The sequence below is a fragment of the Streptomyces sp. 3-6 genome (genome assembly GCF_056323165.1).
In genome coordinates, this window is the sequence record NZ_JBWHZP010000017.1 from 48,449 (window position 1) to 63,764 (window position 15,316).

Annotated in this window: 14 protein-coding genes; 6 read left to right on the plus strand and 8 right to left on the minus strand. The window is 72.7% G+C overall.

Annotated elements, in window-relative coordinates; all coding sequences use genetic code 11:
- Positions 1-180: 180 nt before the first annotated feature.
- Entirely contained in the window at positions 181-1,032 is an 852-nt protein-coding gene (locus AC02VZ_RS21070; RefSeq protein ID WP_432055332.1) for a creatininase family protein, read from the minus strand.
- Positions 1,033-1,073: 41 nt separating this feature from the next.
- On the opposite strand from AC02VZ_RS21070, the gene ribA reads away from it, so the two are divergent.
- The gene (gene ribA, locus AC02VZ_RS21075) at positions 1,074-1,736 is read left to right on the plus strand and encodes a GTP cyclohydrolase II (RefSeq protein WP_432055333.1); all 663 of its coding nucleotides are present in this window, start codon (positions 1,074-1,076) and stop codon (positions 1,734-1,736) included.
- 60 nt (positions 1,737-1,796) lie between these two features.
- Here ribA and AC02VZ_RS21080 read toward each other — a convergent pair whose 3' ends face one another.
- A complete protein-coding gene (locus AC02VZ_RS21080) occupies positions 1,797-3,041 on the minus strand; it encodes a serine hydrolase domain-containing protein (protein WP_432055334.1) in 1,245 nt (414 codons plus the stop codon).
- A 112-nt stretch (positions 3,042-3,153) separates the two neighbouring features.
- Between AC02VZ_RS21080 and AC02VZ_RS21085 the strand changes: the two genes are divergently transcribed.
- Complete coding sequence (locus AC02VZ_RS21085; RefSeq protein WP_432055335.1) at positions 3,154-3,600, plus strand: PPOX class F420-dependent oxidoreductase; 447 nt, start codon at positions 3,154-3,156, stop codon at positions 3,598-3,600.
- On the opposite strand, the gene AC02VZ_RS21090 is transcribed toward AC02VZ_RS21085, so the two are convergent.
- The 5 genes from AC02VZ_RS21090 to AC02VZ_RS21110 form a co-directional block, all read right to left on the minus strand.
- Positions 3,570-4,190, minus strand: coding sequence for a histidine phosphatase family protein (locus AC02VZ_RS21090; protein WP_432055336.1), 621 nt, complete (start codon positions 4,188-4,190; stop codon positions 3,570-3,572). The two genes, AC02VZ_RS21085 and AC02VZ_RS21090, sit on opposite strands and share 31 nt — an antisense overlap.
- 3 nt (positions 4,191-4,193) lie before the next feature.
- Complete coding sequence (gene gnd / locus AC02VZ_RS21095) at positions 4,194-5,081, minus strand: phosphogluconate dehydrogenase (NAD(+)-dependent, decarboxylating) (RefSeq protein WP_432055337.1); 888 nt, start codon at positions 5,079-5,081, stop codon at positions 4,194-4,196.
- A 106-nt stretch (positions 5,082-5,187) separates the two neighbouring features.
- On the minus strand, positions 5,188-6,123 hold the full coding sequence (gene opcA, locus AC02VZ_RS21100; protein WP_432055338.1) for a glucose-6-phosphate dehydrogenase assembly protein OpcA: 936 nt from the start codon (positions 6,121-6,123) through the stop codon (positions 5,188-5,190).
- Positions 6,120-7,721 carry a glucose-6-phosphate dehydrogenase gene (gene zwf, locus AC02VZ_RS21105; protein WP_432055339.1) on the minus strand — a complete coding sequence of 534 codons (1,602 nt, stop codon included), beginning with the start codon at positions 7,719-7,721 and terminating at the stop codon, positions 6,120-6,122. Before zwf ends, opcA begins: the two co-directional genes overlap by 4 nt.
- A 744-nt stretch (positions 7,722-8,465) precedes the next feature.
- On the minus strand, positions 8,466-9,878 hold the full coding sequence (locus AC02VZ_RS21110) for a glycoside hydrolase family 16 protein (protein WP_432055340.1): 1,413 nt from the start codon (positions 9,876-9,878) through the stop codon (positions 8,466-8,468).
- Between the two features lie 453 nt (positions 9,879-10,331).
- Here AC02VZ_RS21110 and AC02VZ_RS21115 point away from each other — a divergent pair, with 453 nt between their 5' ends.
- The 3 genes from AC02VZ_RS21115 (at position 10,332) to AC02VZ_RS21125 (ending at position 12,860) form a co-directional block, all read left to right on the plus strand.
- Positions 10,332-11,666, plus strand: a complete 1,335-nt coding sequence (locus AC02VZ_RS21115) for a 6-phospho-beta-glucosidase (protein ID WP_476476115.1) — start codon at positions 10,332-10,334, stop codon at positions 11,664-11,666.
- Positions 11,667-11,798: 132 nt separating this feature from the next.
- Complete coding sequence (locus AC02VZ_RS21120; protein ID WP_476476116.1) at positions 11,799-12,089, plus strand: hypothetical protein; 291 nt, start codon at positions 11,799-11,801, stop codon at positions 12,087-12,089.
- Positions 12,090-12,296: 207 nt separating this feature from the next.
- Entirely contained in the window at positions 12,297-12,860 is a 564-nt protein-coding gene (locus AC02VZ_RS21125; RefSeq protein ID WP_476476147.1) for a DinB family protein, read from the plus strand.
- Between the two features lie 97 nt (positions 12,861-12,957).
- On the opposite strand, the gene AC02VZ_RS21130 is transcribed toward AC02VZ_RS21125, so the two are convergent.
- Positions 12,958-14,124, minus strand: coding sequence for an ATP-grasp domain-containing protein (locus AC02VZ_RS21130; RefSeq protein WP_432055344.1), 1,167 nt, complete (start codon positions 14,122-14,124; stop codon positions 12,958-12,960).
- 331 nt (positions 14,125-14,455) lie between these two features.
- Here AC02VZ_RS21130 and AC02VZ_RS21135 point away from each other — a divergent pair, with 331 nt between their 5' ends.
- Positions 14,456-15,316: a metallophosphoesterase family protein gene (locus AC02VZ_RS21135; protein ID WP_476476117.1), complete on the plus strand. Its 861-nt coding sequence runs from the start codon at positions 14,456-14,458 to the stop codon at positions 15,314-15,316.

Genomic DNA, 15,316 nt, shown 5'->3' on the forward strand with positions numbered 1-15,316 from the left:
GGACTCCACGCCGGAATCCGAGCCGGTCTGTGGGCCGGTCTGTGCGCCGGACAGACAGACGACCCCGGCGCCCGCCACGTCCCCGTCCGTACCGGCGCCCGCCGCGGTCACGTCCGTACCGGCCTCCGCCGTACCACCGTCAGGAGTCCCCCCGGTCCCGACAGGTGTCCCGGCGACAGCTCACTCCGTGACGCTTGCGTCGCCTCCCGGAGCGCCGGGGCCGCCGCCAGGGATGCGGCCGGGGGCGCCGCCTGAGAGACCGTGCGGGGCCTCGCCCGTCAGGAGGGTGAAGTATGCGCCGAAGGAATCCGCGAAGGCGGCGAGGAGTTCCTTCCCCTTTTCCGCGGAACCCAGAGAAGGGCGTCCGATGACACCGGAATCGGTATAGGCGGACATGCCGAGGGTGAGCAGATGACGCCGGTCGTCCGCGACGAAATCGGCGTTCTCGTATCCGGGACGGAGCAATTCGGGATGAGCGTGCAGAAGAATGGACGTCTCGATTTCCCCCGCGTGCATGTCCGTGAGCAGCGAGGTGGCCACCCCGGCCCGTTCGAGGGCGGCCTCCCAGTCCTCCACGGCCGGGAAGAGCGCCATGCGTTCGCCCCGCGCGGACGCCTCCTGCACGACGTTGCCGAGGACGTAGTTGCCTCCGTGCCCGTTGACCAGCACCAACGTGTCCACGCCGGACCGGCGCAACGAGTCGGCGATGTCCCGTACGACGGCGTGCAGGGTCACGGAGGAGATCGAGACGGTCCCCGGCCAGGCAGCGTGCTCGTGCGAGCAGGAGATCGTCACCGGAGGAAGGAGGTGCACCGGATACGCGTCGGCGATCTCCCGCGCGACGGCACAGGCCACCAGCGTGTCCGTCGCCAACGGCAGGTGGGCGCCGTGCTGTTCGTAGCTCCCCACCGGAAGAATCGCGATCTGCCGTGAGACGACGGAGCCCCGCTTGCGTACATCCTCTGTAGTATCCGCCGGCAACAGACCGTGCACCGGGCCGGATGCCGCCGACCGCTTTGGTGAACCACTCATATCGTCACGGCCTTTCGTCTCTGCTTAGGAACCCGAGAATCATGACAGAAAACGTAGGCGTACTCGGCACGAAGCCCTCGCGGCGGACCGGCGTGGAACGCGTCGTCAACGCCCCCCTGCCCACCGTGTACGGGCCCTTCCAGGCGATCGGTTATCTGGACCACGACCGCGGGGACGAGCAAGTCGCCCTCGTGCACGGTGACATCGGAGCGGAGGGCGTCCTGGTCCGGCTGCACTCGGAGTGCCTGACCGGGGACGCCTTCGGCTCGCAGCACTGCGAGTGCGGTGACCAGCTGGACGCCGCGATGCGTGCCGTGGTCGCCGAAGGGGCCGGAGTCGTCGTCTACTTGAGAGGGCACGAGGGCCGGGGCATCGGTCTGCTGGCGAAGCTGCGGGCGATGGCCCTGCAGGCCGAGGGGCTGGACACCGTCGAGGCGAACCTCGCCCTCGGTCTGCCGGTGGACGCCCGCGACTACGCCGTCGCCGCCGGCATGCTGCAGGACCTGGGCGTGCGCTCGGTGCGGCTGATGTCCAACAACCCCCGCAAGCGCGAGGCGCTGGTCCGCCACGGTGTGCAGGTCGCCGAGCAGGTCCCGCTGCTCATCCCGCCGTGCGAGAGCAACATCACCTACCTGCGCACCAAGCGCGAGCGCCTGGACCACCACCTGCCGCACCTGGACGCGGTGGCGGCCCACCCGTCCTGACCGGCGGCGCCGGCCGGGACCGCCGCGTCCCGGCCGCGGCCGCAATCGGCAAGGCTCCGGTCAGGTGACCGCCTCGTGCACCAGCCGCCTGAGGTCACGGAAGACCGTGTGCGAGGACCTGGGCCGCACCTGCGTGTAGAACTGCACGGTGAGATCGCGGCCCGGGTCCACCCAGAACGCGGTGGTGGCGACCCCGGTCCAGCCGAACGTGCCCGCGGACGACGGCTCCCGCGTCCGGGACGGATCGATCACCACGGACACGCCGAGACCGAAGCCGACGCCGTCGTTGCCGGGGTCGTCGTGCGCCGGGCGGCTGCCGAACGCCCGCAGGTCGCCCCCGCCGGGCAGGTGGTTACGGGTCATCAGGTCCACCGTGTCCGCATCGAGCAGCCGCACGCCGTCGAGTTCCCCGCGCCGTCGCAGCATCTCCGTGAAGCGGTGCATGTCGTACGCGGTCGCCACCATCCCGCCGCTGCCCGACAGCAACCGCGGCCGTCCCCGCAGCGGCAGCCCGGCGACGGGAGCGATACCGCCGTCCTCCGTCTCCCCGTACAGCTCGGCGAGCCGCTCCGCCTGCTGTCCGCTCACCTCGAACCCGGCGTCCGTCATGCCCAGCGGCCGGAACACCCGCTCGGTCAGGAACACGTCCAGCGGCTGCCCGGACACCACCTCGATCACCCGGCCCAGCACGTTCGAGGCGACCGAGTAGTTCCACTGGGTGCCCGGATCGAACTGCAACGGCAGCCGCGCGTAGGCGTCGACGGTCCCCGCGAGGTCCGACCCCGGCAGCACCGAGGACTCCAGCCCGGCCTCCCGGTACAGGGCGTCCACGGGATGGGTGCCGTAGAAGGCGAAGGTGAGGCCCGCGGTGTGCGTCATCAGGTGCCGCACGAGCATCGGTCCGGCCGCCGGCCGGGTCCGCACATGCGGGCCCGACCCGCCGTCGTGGACGCGGGGCTCGGCGAACGCCGGCAGGTGGCGCCCCACCGGGTCGTCCAGCGAGAGCAGGCCTTCCTGCACCAGCAGCAGCGCGCCCACCGTCGTCACCGGCTTGGTCATGGAGTAGATCCGCCACAGCGTGTCCGCGCGCACCGGCAGCCCGGCCGCCACGTCGCGCTGCCCGTACGCCGTCAGGTGGGCGACGCGTCCGCTCCGCGCCACCGCCACCAGGAACCCCGGCAGCCGCCCCTCGTCCACCTGCCGGGCGAAGTGCCGGTCCAGACGCTCCAGCGCCCCCGCGTCCAGCCCGGCCCGCTCCGGCCCGGTCTCTTGCTCCAGCACGGCTTCCTGCTCCAGCACGGTCATCGTTCTCCTCGGTCGTCCGCCGCACGCGCCGTGATCATGCGTGCGGTGCCTGCGGACTACCCCGCCGGACGGCCGGGGGAACGCGCGCCCCCGGCGAACCGTTGACCGAGGTATGACCCAGGACACCGCTCAGCACGCACTGCTCGCCCTGCTCGCCGAGGGCAACAGCGGGGTGCTCGTCACCCTCAAGGGCGACGGACGGCCGCAACTGTCGAACGTCAACCACGCCTACGACCCCGACGAACGGATCGTCCGCGTCTCCGTCACCGACGACCGGGCCAAGACCCGCAACCTGCGGCGGGACCCCCGGGCCTCCTACCACGTCACCACCGACGACCGCTGGGCGTACACGGTCGCGGAGGGCACCGCCGACCTCTCACCCGTCGCCCGCGACCCCTACGACGCCACCGTGGAGGAACTGATCCGGCTCTACCGCGACGTGCAGGGCGAGCACCCCGACTGGGACGACTACCGCGCCGCCATGGTCCGCGACCGGCGACTCGTGCTGCGCCTGCACGTGCAGCGGGCCTACGGCATCCCCAGACGCCCCGCGTCCTGACCGGGCCGGCCGCGGGTGTTCCACTCGGCGATCACCGGACGCCCGTGCTCCAGCGACAGCCGGCTCAGCGTGCCCGTCTCCAGCCGGAACAGCCGCCCGTACGCGGCGGACAGCCCCAGCCGGCGGGCCGTGAGGACCCGCAGCAGATGGCCGTGCGCCACCAGCATCACGTCACCGTCGTCGAGGGACCGCGCCGCCCGGGCCAGCACCCGGTCGGCGCGCGCGCCGACCGCGTCCGGCGACTCACCGGGCAGCTCAGGACCGGGCGGCACCCCGTCGGTCCACAGGTCCCAGTCGGGGCGGGTCCGGCGGATCGTCGCGGTGGTGACGCCCTCGTAGGCGCCGTAGTCCCACTCCCGCAGATCGGGCTCCGGCTCCGCCCCGGTCAGGCCCGCCAGCTCGGCGGTGCGGCGCGCCCTCTCCAGCGGACTGGTCAGCACCAGGGCGAAGTCCCGGCCCGCCAGCAGCGGCGCCAGCGAGCGGGCCTGTTCCTCGCCGTGCGCGGTGAGCGGCAGGTCGGTGCGGCCGGTGTGCCGTCCCGACCTGCTCCACTCCGTCTCACCGTGCCGCGCCAGCAGCAGGTCCCCCACGCCCTACGGTTCCTTCCGCGACGCCTCGACGGCGTGCCCGCCGAACTGGTTGCGCAGGGCCGCGATCATCTTCATCTGGGGGGAGTCCTCCTGACGCGAGGAGAACCGCGCGAACAGCGACGCGGTGATCGCGGGCAGCGGCACCGCGTTGTCGATGGCCGCCTCCACGGTCCAGCGGCCCTCGCCCGAGTCGTCGGCGTAGCCGCGCAGGTTCCGCAGGTGCTCGTCGTCGTCCAGCGCGTCCACCGCGAGGTCCAGCAGCCACGAGCGGATGACGGTGCCGTCCTGCCAGGAGCGGAACACCTCGCGGACGTTGTCCACCGAGTCCACGGCCTCCAGCAGCTCCCAGCCCTCCGCGTACGCCTGCATCATGGCGTACTCGATGCCGTTGTGGACCATCTTCGCGAAGTGCCCGGCGCCCACCTTGCCGGCGTGCACGAACCCGTAGGGGCCCTCCGGCTTCAGGGCCTCGAACACCGGCCGCAGCCGGTCCACGTGCTCCTTGTCGCCGCCGACCATCAGCGCGTAGCCGTTCTTCAGCCCCCACACACCGCCCGAGACGCCCGCGTCGACGAAACCGATGCCGCGCGTGCCCAGCTCCCGGGCGTGCCGCTCGTCGTCCGTCCAGCGGGAGTTGCCCCCGTCGACGACGGTGTCGCCGGGCTTGAGGAGACTGGCCAGCTGGTCGATGACGTGCTGGGTCACCTCACCGGCGGGCACCATCACCCACACCGTGCGCGGGGCGTCCAGCGCGTCCACCAGGTCCGCCAGGTTGGCGACGTCCGACCGTGCGGGGTCGGTGTCGAAACCGACGACGGTGTGCCCGGCGTTGCGCAGCCGTTCGCGCATGTTGCCGCCCATTTTCCCGAGGCCGACAAGACCGATCTGCATGTCTGTTCCACTTCCTGGAGTTCACGGCGGGCGGCCGGCGGCACGCCCGTGGGACGGGGAACGGGACCCCGGCCGGGCCGCCCCGGCCCGGGTCCCGTGGTGGCTGTCAGGCGGGGACGGCGGCCCCCTCCGCGTCGTCGCCCCGCAGGGCGATCGCGTACATCTCGTCCGCGTCGAGCCTGCGCAGCTCCTCGGCGATGAGTTCGGAGGTCGGCCGGATCTTCAGCGCCAGGCGCCGCGACGGCTGCCCCGGCAAGGACAGCGTGGCCAGCGGGCCCTCCGGGCGGTCGATGACGATCTCGCCGTCCGCGGTGCCCAGCCGCACCCCCGTCACCACGGGGCCGGCCGTCTCCACCCGCTCCACCGGCACCCCCAGCCGGGCGTGCAGCCAGCGGGCCAGGAGCTCGGCGCTGGGATTGTCCGCCTCGCTCTCCACGGCCGCCGAGGTCACGGTGAGCCGGGCCTGGTCCAGGGCGGCGGCCAGCATCGAACGCCACGGCGTCAGCCGCGTCCACGCCAGGTCGGTGTCGCCCGGCGCGTACGACCGCACCCGGGTCTCCAGCATCTCCAGGGCGTGCTCGGCCGCGTACAGGTCGGTGATCCTGCGCTGGGCCAGCGCGCCCAGCGGGTCCTTCGAGGGCACGTCGGGTGCCTCCACCGGCCACCACACCACCACGGGCGCGTCCGGCAGCAGCAGCGGCAGCACCACCGAGTCGGCGTGGTCGGACACCTCCCCGTAGGTCCGCAGCACCACGGTCTCACCGGCTCCGGCCTCCGAGCCCACCCGTACCTCGGCGTCCAGCCGGGGATGCGTACGGTCGCGGGGGGTGCGGGCGTGCCGCTTGATGACGACCAGGGTGCGCGAGGGGTGCTCGTGCGAGGCTTCCTCGGCCGCCTTGATCGAGTCGTAGGCGTTCTCCTCGTCCGTGACGATCACCATCGTCAGCACCATGCCGACGGCCGGGGTGCCGATGGCGCGGCGGCCCTTCACCAGTGCCTTGTTGATGTTGCTTGCCGTGGTGTCGGTCAGGTCGATCTTCATGGCCTGCGCCAGCTCCGTCCGTCTCGTGCGAGCATCTCGTCGGCTTCCACGGGGCCCCAGCTGCCCGATGCGTACCTGGCTGGCCTGCCGTGGGACGCCCAGTACGCCTCAACCGGGTCGAGGATCCTCCAGGACTCTTCCACCTCCTGGTGACGGGGGAACAGGTTCGCGTCCCCCAGCAGCACGTCGAGGAGCAGCCGTTCGTACGCCTCGGGGCTGGACTCGGTGAACGACTCGCCGTAGGCGAAGTCCATCGACACGTCCCGGATCTCCATCGAGGTGCCCGGCACCTTGGAGCCGAACCGGACGGTCATGCCCTCCTCCGGCTGCACCCGGATGACGATCGCGTTCTCGCACAGCTCCTCGGTCGCGGTCGCGTCGAAGGGGGAGTGCGGGGCGCGTTTGAAGACCACCGCGATCTCGGTGACCCGGCGGCCCAGCCGCTTGCCGGTGCGCAGGTAGAAGGGCACGCCCGCCCAGCGGCGGTTGTCGATGCCCAGCTTGATGGCCGCGTAGGTGTCGGTCTTCGAGGAGGCGTCGATGCCGTCCTCCTCCAGGTAGCCGCGCACCTGCGTCCCGCCCTGCCAGGCCCCGGTGTACTGGCCGCGCACGGTGTGCAGGCCCAGGTCGTCCGGCAGCCGCACCGCCCGGAACACCTTCAGCTTCTCGGTGAGCAGCGAGCGCGCGTCGAACGCGGCGGGCTCCTCCATCGCGGTCAGCGCCAGCAGTTGCAGCAGGTGGTTCTGGATGACGTCGCGGGCGGCGCCGATGCCGTCGTAGTAGCCCGCCCGGCCGCCGATGCCGATGTCCTCGGCCATGGTGATCTGCACGTGGTCGACGAACGACCGGTTCCACACCGGTTCGAACATGGTGTTGGCGAAGCGCAGCGCCAGGATGTTCTGGACCGTCTCCTTGCCCAGGTAGTGGTCGATCCGGAAGACCTGCTCGGGCTCGAACACGTCGTGCACGATCGCGTTCAGCTCCTCGGCCGACCTCAGGTCGTGCCCGAACGGCTTCTCGATGACCGCCCGACGCCAGGAACCGTCGGGCGCGTCCGCCAGACCGTGCTTCTTCAGCTGCTGGACCACCTTGGGGAAGAACTTCGGCGGCACCGACAGGTAGAAGGCGTGGTTGCCGCCGGTGCCCCGGGAGGCGTCCACCTCCTCCACGGCGGCGCGCAGCTGCTTGAACGCCGAGTCGTCGTCGAAGTCGCCCGGCACGAAGCGCATGCCTTCGGCGAGCTGCTGCCACACCTCCTCCCGGAAGGGGGTGCGGGCGTGCTCCTTGACGGCGTCGTGGACCTCCTGTGCGAAGTCCTGGTTCTCCCAGTCGCGGCGGGCGAAGCCCACCAGTGAGAAACCGGGTGGCAGCAGACCCCGGTTGGCCAGGTCGTACACGGCCGGCATCAGTTTCCTGCGGGACAGGTCGCCCGTCACCCCGAAGATGATCAGCCCGGACGGGCCGGCGATCCGGGGGAGGCGCCGGTCTCGCGGGTCGCGCAGCGGGTTCGACCAGCCGGCCGCCGTGGACCCCGCGTCGGCGTCGCCCGGGTCGGTGGCGCCGCCGGTGGTGTCCGCCTCGGTCGTCTCGTGGGCCATTCCGCGTCAACTCCCTGGTCGTGAAGCCGCTTCCGCACCGCGTCGGGCAGGCCCCGCCGGCTGCCGCGCACACCGCGCCGCCCCGACGGTGCCGGGCCCGGCCGGTTCCGCCGGGTACCGGGTGTCCCGGCACGCCGGGTCCGTCACCTGCGTGGACGAAAAGACCCGCGAGTCGCCTCGTCTGTGTGAACCGGTACCACGTCCGCCGTGTTCCCCGGCCGACCGCAACGCGGACCGGCACGGACGGCGGCACGGTGCGGGTGAATGTCCGGCGGGACGGGCGCGTACCGCGCGCTCGCGCCGAACACGCGGAAAGGGGCTCCACGGACGCGTGGAGCCCCTTTCGGCGGGGAGCCGGGTGCGGTGGCCGGGGGGACGGTGGGGGTGTGGGCCGGTGGGGTGACCGGAGGGGGCGGGGGCCGACAGGGGCGGACCGCGGGTGGGCGCGCCCGCGACCGGTGGCCCGCGGGGCCGTTCCCGGCCGGCGTTCTCCCGGCAGCGAGCGTCTGAGGGCGGCTCAGGAGCGGCTCACGGCTCCTGAGAAGGGGTCCTGAGAAGGGCTCCTGGGGTGTGGGACGGCTCTCGGAACGGCGTGCTGGGCGGTCCTGGAGGCGGTCCCTGAGGTGGTCACCCCAGGGGGACCCTCAACGGGACGGCCCCGGAAACGGTCGTGGGACGGGCTCCGGGGCCGGTGGCCGCGTCGGCTGCGGACAAGCCGCCACCCCGTCGACCGGTCGGTCGGCGTCAGCGGCCGAACGTGAACCAGTTGACGTTCACGAAGTCGGCCGGCTGGCCGCTGGTGAACGTCAGGTACACGTCGTGCGTGCCCGTCACGGGGCTGATGTTCGCCGGGACGGTCCGCCACGACTGCCAGCCGCCCGTGTTGCCGACCGCGAAACTCCCGATGGGCGCGTTGCTCCGGCTGTCCAGCCGGACCTCGACCAGGCCGCTGACGCCGTTGGCCGCGCCGCTGGCCACCCGGGCGGAGAACTGCCGGGCCGGGGACGAACCGAAGTCCACGCCCTTGAAGTGCAGCCAGTCGCCGTTGGCCACCGCCCCGACGTTCTGGCCGCCGCCGGAGTCGGAGGTGGACTCGGTCGTCACGCCGGACTGGCCGTCGTAGGACTCGGCCTGGATGGTGCCGTAGGCGTTCCGGTCGCCGGGCGGCGGGGGAGTGGTGCCGCCGCCACCGGAGGTCAGCACCTGCACGTAGTCGACGAGCATCGAGTGGCCGGGCTGCGTGCCGGCGTCCGGACCGCCGCCGAAGGCGTCGGGGAAGCCGCCGCCCATGGCCACGTTCAGGATGATGAAGTAGCCGTGGTTGGTGGCGTTGGCCCAGGTCGTGGCGTCCACCTGGTTGGCCCGCACGGTGTGGAAGTGACGGTCGTCCAGGTAGAAGCGGATCTCCTCCACGCTCGTCGAGCGGTCCCACTCCATCCGGTAGCGGTGGAAACCGGCCTGGCAGGTGGTGCCCTGACAGGTCGTGGAGCTGCCGATGCCGCTGTGCTCGTTGCAGGGGCCGCCCGGGGCGGTGCCGCAGTGCATGGTGGCGAACACCGTGTTCTGGCCCTGCGTGTTCTCCATGATGTCCAGCTCACCGACCGAGGGCCAGTTCCACCAGTTGCCGCGGTAGGGGGCGCCCAGCATCCAGAACGCCGGCCAGTAGCCCTTCGCGGCGGCGCCGGTGACGTTCGGCACCTGGATGCGGGCCTCGACGCGGAGCTTGCCGCCCGCCGGGGGCTGGAAGTCGGAGCGGTTGGTCTCGATGCGGCCGGACGTCCAGTTGCCGGCGGCGTCGCGGCGGGGGGTGATGCGGAGGTTGCCGCTGCCGTCGAGCGAGACGTTCTGGGTGCTGGAGGTCATCGTCTCGATCTCACCGGTGCCCCAGTTGGCGGGACCACCGGGGTAGCCCGTGCCGGTCGCGTAGCGCCAGTGGGTGGTGTTGACGCCGCTGCCGGCGGGCCCGTCGAAGTCGTCGAGGAACACCTGGTTCCAGCCGGACGGAGGCGGTGGGGCGGACGCGCTCGCGGACGGGGTGGCGGCTGTCGCGGCAGCCGCCGCGAGACCGAGCGTGCTGACGACGGCGACCAGCGCCCGCCGCACGCGCCGGGTCCGGGGTCTGCGGGGGGTGGGGAGGATGCCGGAGGTGGCACTCATGTGGGGAGCCCTCTCGGGTACGGATGCGGGTGGGGATGGGGGGGACTGCGGAGGTGGGGAGGAGACGGGTGGGATGTGCGGGTCGGGGGAGGGTCGCCGACAGCGGTCCCGGGACCGGTCGGGGCGCGGAGTGTGGGTCTGTGGGGGTGTGGGGTGGTACCGGGGCACGGGCGGCCGACCCAGACTGAGAGCGCTCTCAGGCTGACGACAATGTGCTCTGCGGCCCCTCTGCCGTCAAGAGGTCGCACCGAGAAAGTCCGCGCGCCCGGGCCGAGTTGCCGAACTGCCGAGTTGCCGAGTTGCCGAGTTCGGTTCGTGGAGACGCGCGCCGCACCGGCCCGCCCGTCCGCGTCCAGGGTCGTCCGGGTCCGCAGCCGGTCCCGTCCCCGTGCGCGTGAGCCGGGACCCCGGGGCCCGTCCCGGTTAGGTTGGCCCGGTGGGAAGGGTGCGGACGTGAAGCTGACGATTCTGGGCGGCGGTGGATTCCGGGTGCCGCTGGTGTACGGGGCGCTCCTCGGGGACCGGGGGGAGGGCCGGGTGACGCGGGTGGTGCTGCACGACGTGGACGACCGTCGGCTGCACGCGATCGGCCGGGTGCTGGCCGCGCAGGCGTCCGGCGTCCCCGACGCGCCGGAGGTGACCGGCACCACCGACCTCGACGAGGCCCTGCGCGGCGCCGACTTCGTCTTCTCCGCGATCCGCGTCGGCGGACTGGAGGGCAGGGCGCACGACGAGCGGATCGCCTTCGCCGAGGGGGTCCTCGGACAGGAGACGGTTGGTGCCGGCGGCATCGCCTACGGCCTGCGCACGGTCCCGGTCGCCGTCGACATCGCCCGGCGCACGGCCCGTCTCGCCCCCGACGCGTGGGTCATCAACTTCACCAACCCGGCCGGCCTGGTCACCGAGGCCATGTCCCACCACCTCGGCGACCGCGTGATCGGCATCTGCGACTCGCCCGTGGGCCTGGGCCGCCGTATCGCCCGGGTGCTGGACGCCGCCCCGGAGGAGGCCCGGATCGACTACGCGGGCCTCAACCACCTCGGCTGGGTGCAGGGCCTGTGGGTCGACGGCCACGACCGGCTGCCGCGACTGCTCGCCGATCCCGCTCTGCTCGGATCCTTCGAGGAGGGCCGCCTCTTCGGCGCCGACTGGCTCCGCTCCCTGGGGGCCGTGCCCAACGAGTACCTGCACTACTACTACTTCCACCGCGAGGCGGTCCGCGCCCACGGCACCGGACCCAACCGGGGTGCCTTCCTGCACGACCAGCAGGCCGGCTTCTACACCCGCGTGTCCGACCCGCACGCCCCCGCGCTGGACCTGTGGAACCGCACCCGCGCCGAACGCGAGGCCACCTACATGGCCGAGAACCGGGAGACCGCCGGCGCGGGCGAGCGCGCGGAGGAGGACCTGTCGGGCGGCTACGAGAAGGTCGCGCTCGCCCTGATGCGGGCCATCGCCCGCGACGAACGCAGCCGGCTCATCCTCAACGTCCGCAACCGCGGCACCCTCGCCGGCCTGGACACCGAGGCCGTGGTGGAGGTGCCCTGCCTGGTGGACGCCCGCGGGGCGCACCCCGAGTCCGTCAGCCCGCTCCCGGACCACGCGGTCGGCCTGGTCCACGCCGTCAAGGCGGTCGACCGCGCGGTGCTCGCCGCCGCCGGAACGGGATCCCGCGCCCAGGCGGTCAAGGCCTTCGCGCTGCACCCGCTCGTCGACTCGGTGAACGTGGCCCGGCGGCTCGTCGACGCCTACCGGGGCGTGCATCCGGGGCTGGCGTACCTGGGGTAGGCGGGGGCGTCTCGTCCCGGGGCGCAGGGCGGGGCCGTCCTCCCGTCCGGGCGAGGCCGGGAGCGGTCGAAGGCGGTCGAAGGCGGTCGACGGCGGTCGACCGCGGTCGCCCCCGGGTGACAGGGTGGGGTGATGAGACCCTGGAGCACCTCCACCGAGAACGGCCTGCGGCTCCTGCTCGACGAGTGGGACCCGGTGGGCGTCGCCGACGAGGCGCCCGACGAGTACGACTGCCTGCTCGCTCCTCTCCTGCACCGGCTCGGGTCCGGTGCCGACGAGGAGCAGATCGGTCGCTCCCTGCGCCACGAGTTGGAGGACCACTTCGGTCTCGACCCGCAGGCCCTGCGTCCCGAAGCCATGGCCGGCCGCGTCATGGCCTGGTGGGCTGCGCACCGTCCGACGGACGCAGTGTCCCGGGCGTAGCCGTGGCCGCTCGTCCCGATCGTCCGGCCGATGTCTCCGTGGGCCGTCGGAGGAGGCGCAGGATGGGGGCGTGAGGCGGGGCGCAGGCATTGCCGTCGCAGTGACATCGAGCCTCCTGTACGGGCTCACGGGGCGCCGCGACGCGACAGCGTGGAGCGGCGCCCGAGGGGCTCGTGGCTGCGGGGTCTTGATCGGTAGGGTGCCGAGATAACCAGAAGCGAGCGCATCGCGGAACAGTTGGCCTGGCACTGGCGCCAGAACCTCCGGCCGAGGTTGGACGGTCTCACCGACGACGAGTACCTCTGGGAACCGGTGCGCGACTGCTGGAGCATCCGCCCACGCGGCACGGCGACCGCGCCCCTGTCGCTGGGCTCGGGTGCCTGGACCATGGACTCGGCGTCGACCGAGCCGGTGCCGGCGCCGGTGACCACGATCGCCTGGCGGCTCGCCCACGTCATCGTTGCGTGCCTGGGGTACCGGGTGGCATGGCACTTCGGCGGCAAGGACGTCGACGAGCGGACCCACCCCTACGCGGGGACCGCCGACGAGGCGCTGCGGCAGCTCGACGAGATGTACGGGAGGTGGGACGCGGGTGTCCGCGGGCTCTCGGACGCCGAGTTGGACCGTGAGCCCGCCGTGGGCTCCGAGCGACGTGCCATGGAGATCATCGTCCTGCACGTGAACCGCGAGTTGATCCATCACGGCGCCGAGATGGCCCTGCTGCGCGACCTCTACCGTCGACGGGACGGAGCCGGGCCGCGCCTCGGGTGACATGTCGCCCACGGCGTGGTGCGTCCGGGGTTCCGCGGTCGCGCGCGTCCCCGCGCCGATCAGGGCGCAGGACGGGAGCGCGCGGCCGGTACGCCGGTCAGTACCGGCGGTGCGGTCCTCCCGCGGGGGCTCCGGCTCCCACGCCGGGCGCGGGTACCGGCTCCGAGGCGGACGGCACGGGGTCCGGGGAGACGGCCGCGGTGGACGGCTGCGGAGGGAGGTCGGTGCGGACCGGCAGGCCGGCAGGCCGCAGGGGACGGGGCCCGGACACCACGCTGTAGTCCTGGCCCAGGAAGGGCGGGGTCAGCACGCCCGGGTCGTCGCCCAGAGCCAGCCGGACCGCGGCCCACGGGGCGTTGATCCCGCACAGCGACAGCTGGTGCAGCCCGCCCGCCGGGCGGGTGTTGACGTCCATCAGCACGGGCCGCTCGCCGAACATCCGGAACTGGATGTTGGACAGGTGGTGCAGGCCGAAGCCCTCAGCGATCCGCCGGGCCGGCTCCAGCCACTGCTCGTGCAGGGTGAAGCCCCGGCGGCGCCCGTTCTTCGTCCGGCCGACCGCCAGACGGACCCCGTTGTCGGTGCCGGTGAGGCAGTCCACCGACACCTCGGGCTGGCCCAGGTGCGGCATCACCAGCCAGTCCACCGGCTCCTCCGCCTGACGCACCGCGTCCATCACGAGGTCGTAGGGCACGTACGGGCTGGGGAAGCCGTTCAACTGGGCGAGCGAGTAGGGGGCGCGGGTGATCACGCGGAAGCCGACCCCGCCCGCACCGGACGCCGGCTTGAAGCACGCCCGATGCCCCTGCTCTTCCAACTCCGCGACCGCGAGAGCGAGTTCGTCGGCCGAGCGGACCCGCCACCACGGCGGCACCGGAACGCCGATCGCCTGGACGGCCTCGTAGGCGATCACCTTGTCCTGGAAGACGGCCACCGCCTCGGGCGGCGGTGCCAGCAGGGCCGTGCCGACGGCCTCGAACTCCGCGCGGTGCGCCACGACCGCGGCCTGGTGCAGCCGGGGCACGAACACGTCGATGCCGCGCCGCTCGCACTGCGCGAGGGCGTACTCCACGTAAGCGGCCGGGGACAGACCCTCGGGTTCCAGCTCGGCGGTGTCGGCCGCGGCCAGCACGGGCGAGTCGGGATCACCGTGGGTGGCGTGGATCTCGACGGCCCGGTCGGATGGATTCCGCCTCAGCTGATCGATGAAGAACACGTTCTCCGCGTACGTGCGGTTGAGCCAGACGCGTACGCAGGAGACCATGCATGCCGCCTTTCACGGTTCGCGGGCAGGGCCGAGCGGCCCGTGCCCGGGCAGGAGGTATGGAGGGTCACCGAACCGCTCAGCGCGAAGGACCGTTCGCGGCGGTGGTGTCGCGGCCGATCATACGTCTTCGGCGGCCGCAAACGTGCAATGTGTGGGTCACGGCCCCGGCGGGTGCCCGCGCCCGGCGCGCCCTCATGCGGAAAGCGCCGGTCAGCGCCCTCGCGCGGGGACATGCCGGTCTTGTCCCGCGCAAACGGATGTGATCTCGTGGAGGGCGACCGGGGGTTCGCGGGGAGGGCCGGAGGAACCGGCCGAGGGGGGAGCACGGGTGAGGTCGGCCGACAGCGGCGGGGGACGGGTGTGGGCCATCAGCGACCTGCACGTCGGGTACGCGGAGAACCGCGCGCTGGTGGAGGGGATGCGTCCGGAATCGGACGAGGACTGGCTGCTGGTGGCCGGGGACGTGGCGGAGACCGTCGACGACGTCGAATGGGCGCTCAGGACGCTCGCCGGCCGGTTCGCGAAGGTCGTGTGGGCACCCGGCAACCACGAGTTGTGGACCCACCCGAAGGACACGGTGAGCCTGCGCGGTGTCGCCCGGTACGAGCATCTCGTCGACCGTTGCCGCGCCATCGGCGTGGTGACGCCCGAGGACCCCTACCCGGTGTGGCGGGGCCCCGGCGGACCGGTCGCCGTCGCCCCGCTGTTCCTGCTCTACGACTACTCGTTCCTGCCCGCCGGCTGTGCCACCGCGGCCGAGGGCCTCGCCTACGCACACGGTACCGGTGTCGTGTGCACTGACGAGTACCTGCTGCACCCCGACCCGTACGACGGACGGGCCGAGTGGTGCCGGGCACGCGTCGCCACGACCGAACGGCGGCTCGCACGGCTGCCCGCCGATCTGCCCGTGGTCCTCGTCAACCACTACCCGCTGCACCGGCACCCCACGGACGTGCTGCGGCACCCCGAGTTCGCGATGTGGTGCGGCACCACGCTGACGGACGACTGGCACCGCCGTTTCCCGGTGCACACCATGGTCTACGGCCACCTCCACATCCCCCGGAGCACTCGGCGCGACGGCGTCCCCTTCGAGGAGGTGTCGGTGGGCTACCCCCGGGAGTGGCGCACCCGGGACCGCCCACCGGGCCGGCTCCGCGCGATCGTCCCGGCCGCGGAGGACGAGCGGTGA

Coding starts and splice junctions, on each gene's coding strand:
- ribA (WP_432055333.1), top strand. CDS start 1,074: ATGACAGAAAACGTAGGCGTACTCGGCACGAAGCCCTCGCGGCGGACC.
- opcA (WP_432055338.1), bottom strand. CDS start 6,123: ATGAAGATCGACCTGACCGACACCACGGCAAGCAACATCAACAAGGCA.
- AC02VZ_RS21130 (WP_432055344.1), bottom strand. CDS start 14,124: ATGGTCTCCTGCGTACGCGTCTGGCTCAACCGCACGTACGCGGAGAAC.
- AC02VZ_RS21080 (WP_432055334.1), bottom strand. CDS start 3,041: ATGACCGTGCTGGAGCAGGAAGCCGTGCTGGAGCAAGAGACCGGGCCG.
- gnd (WP_432055337.1), bottom strand. CDS start 5,081: ATGCAGATCGGTCTTGTCGGCCTCGGGAAAATGGGCGGCAACATGCGC.
- AC02VZ_RS21120 (WP_476476116.1), top strand. CDS start 11,799: ATGAGACCCTGGAGCACCTCCACCGAGAACGGCCTGCGGCTCCTGCTC.
- AC02VZ_RS21110 (WP_432055340.1), bottom strand. CDS start 9,878: ATGAGTGCCACCTCCGGCATCCTCCCCACCCCCCGCAGACCCCGGACC.
- zwf (WP_432055339.1), bottom strand. CDS start 7,721: ATGGCCCACGAGACGACCGAGGCGGACACCACCGGCGGCGCCACCGAC.
- AC02VZ_RS21070 (WP_432055332.1), bottom strand. CDS start 1,032: ATGAGTGGTTCACCAAAGCGGTCGGCGGCATCCGGCCCGGTGCACGGT.
- AC02VZ_RS21085 (WP_432055335.1), top strand. CDS start 3,154: ATGACCCAGGACACCGCTCAGCACGCACTGCTCGCCCTGCTCGCCGAG.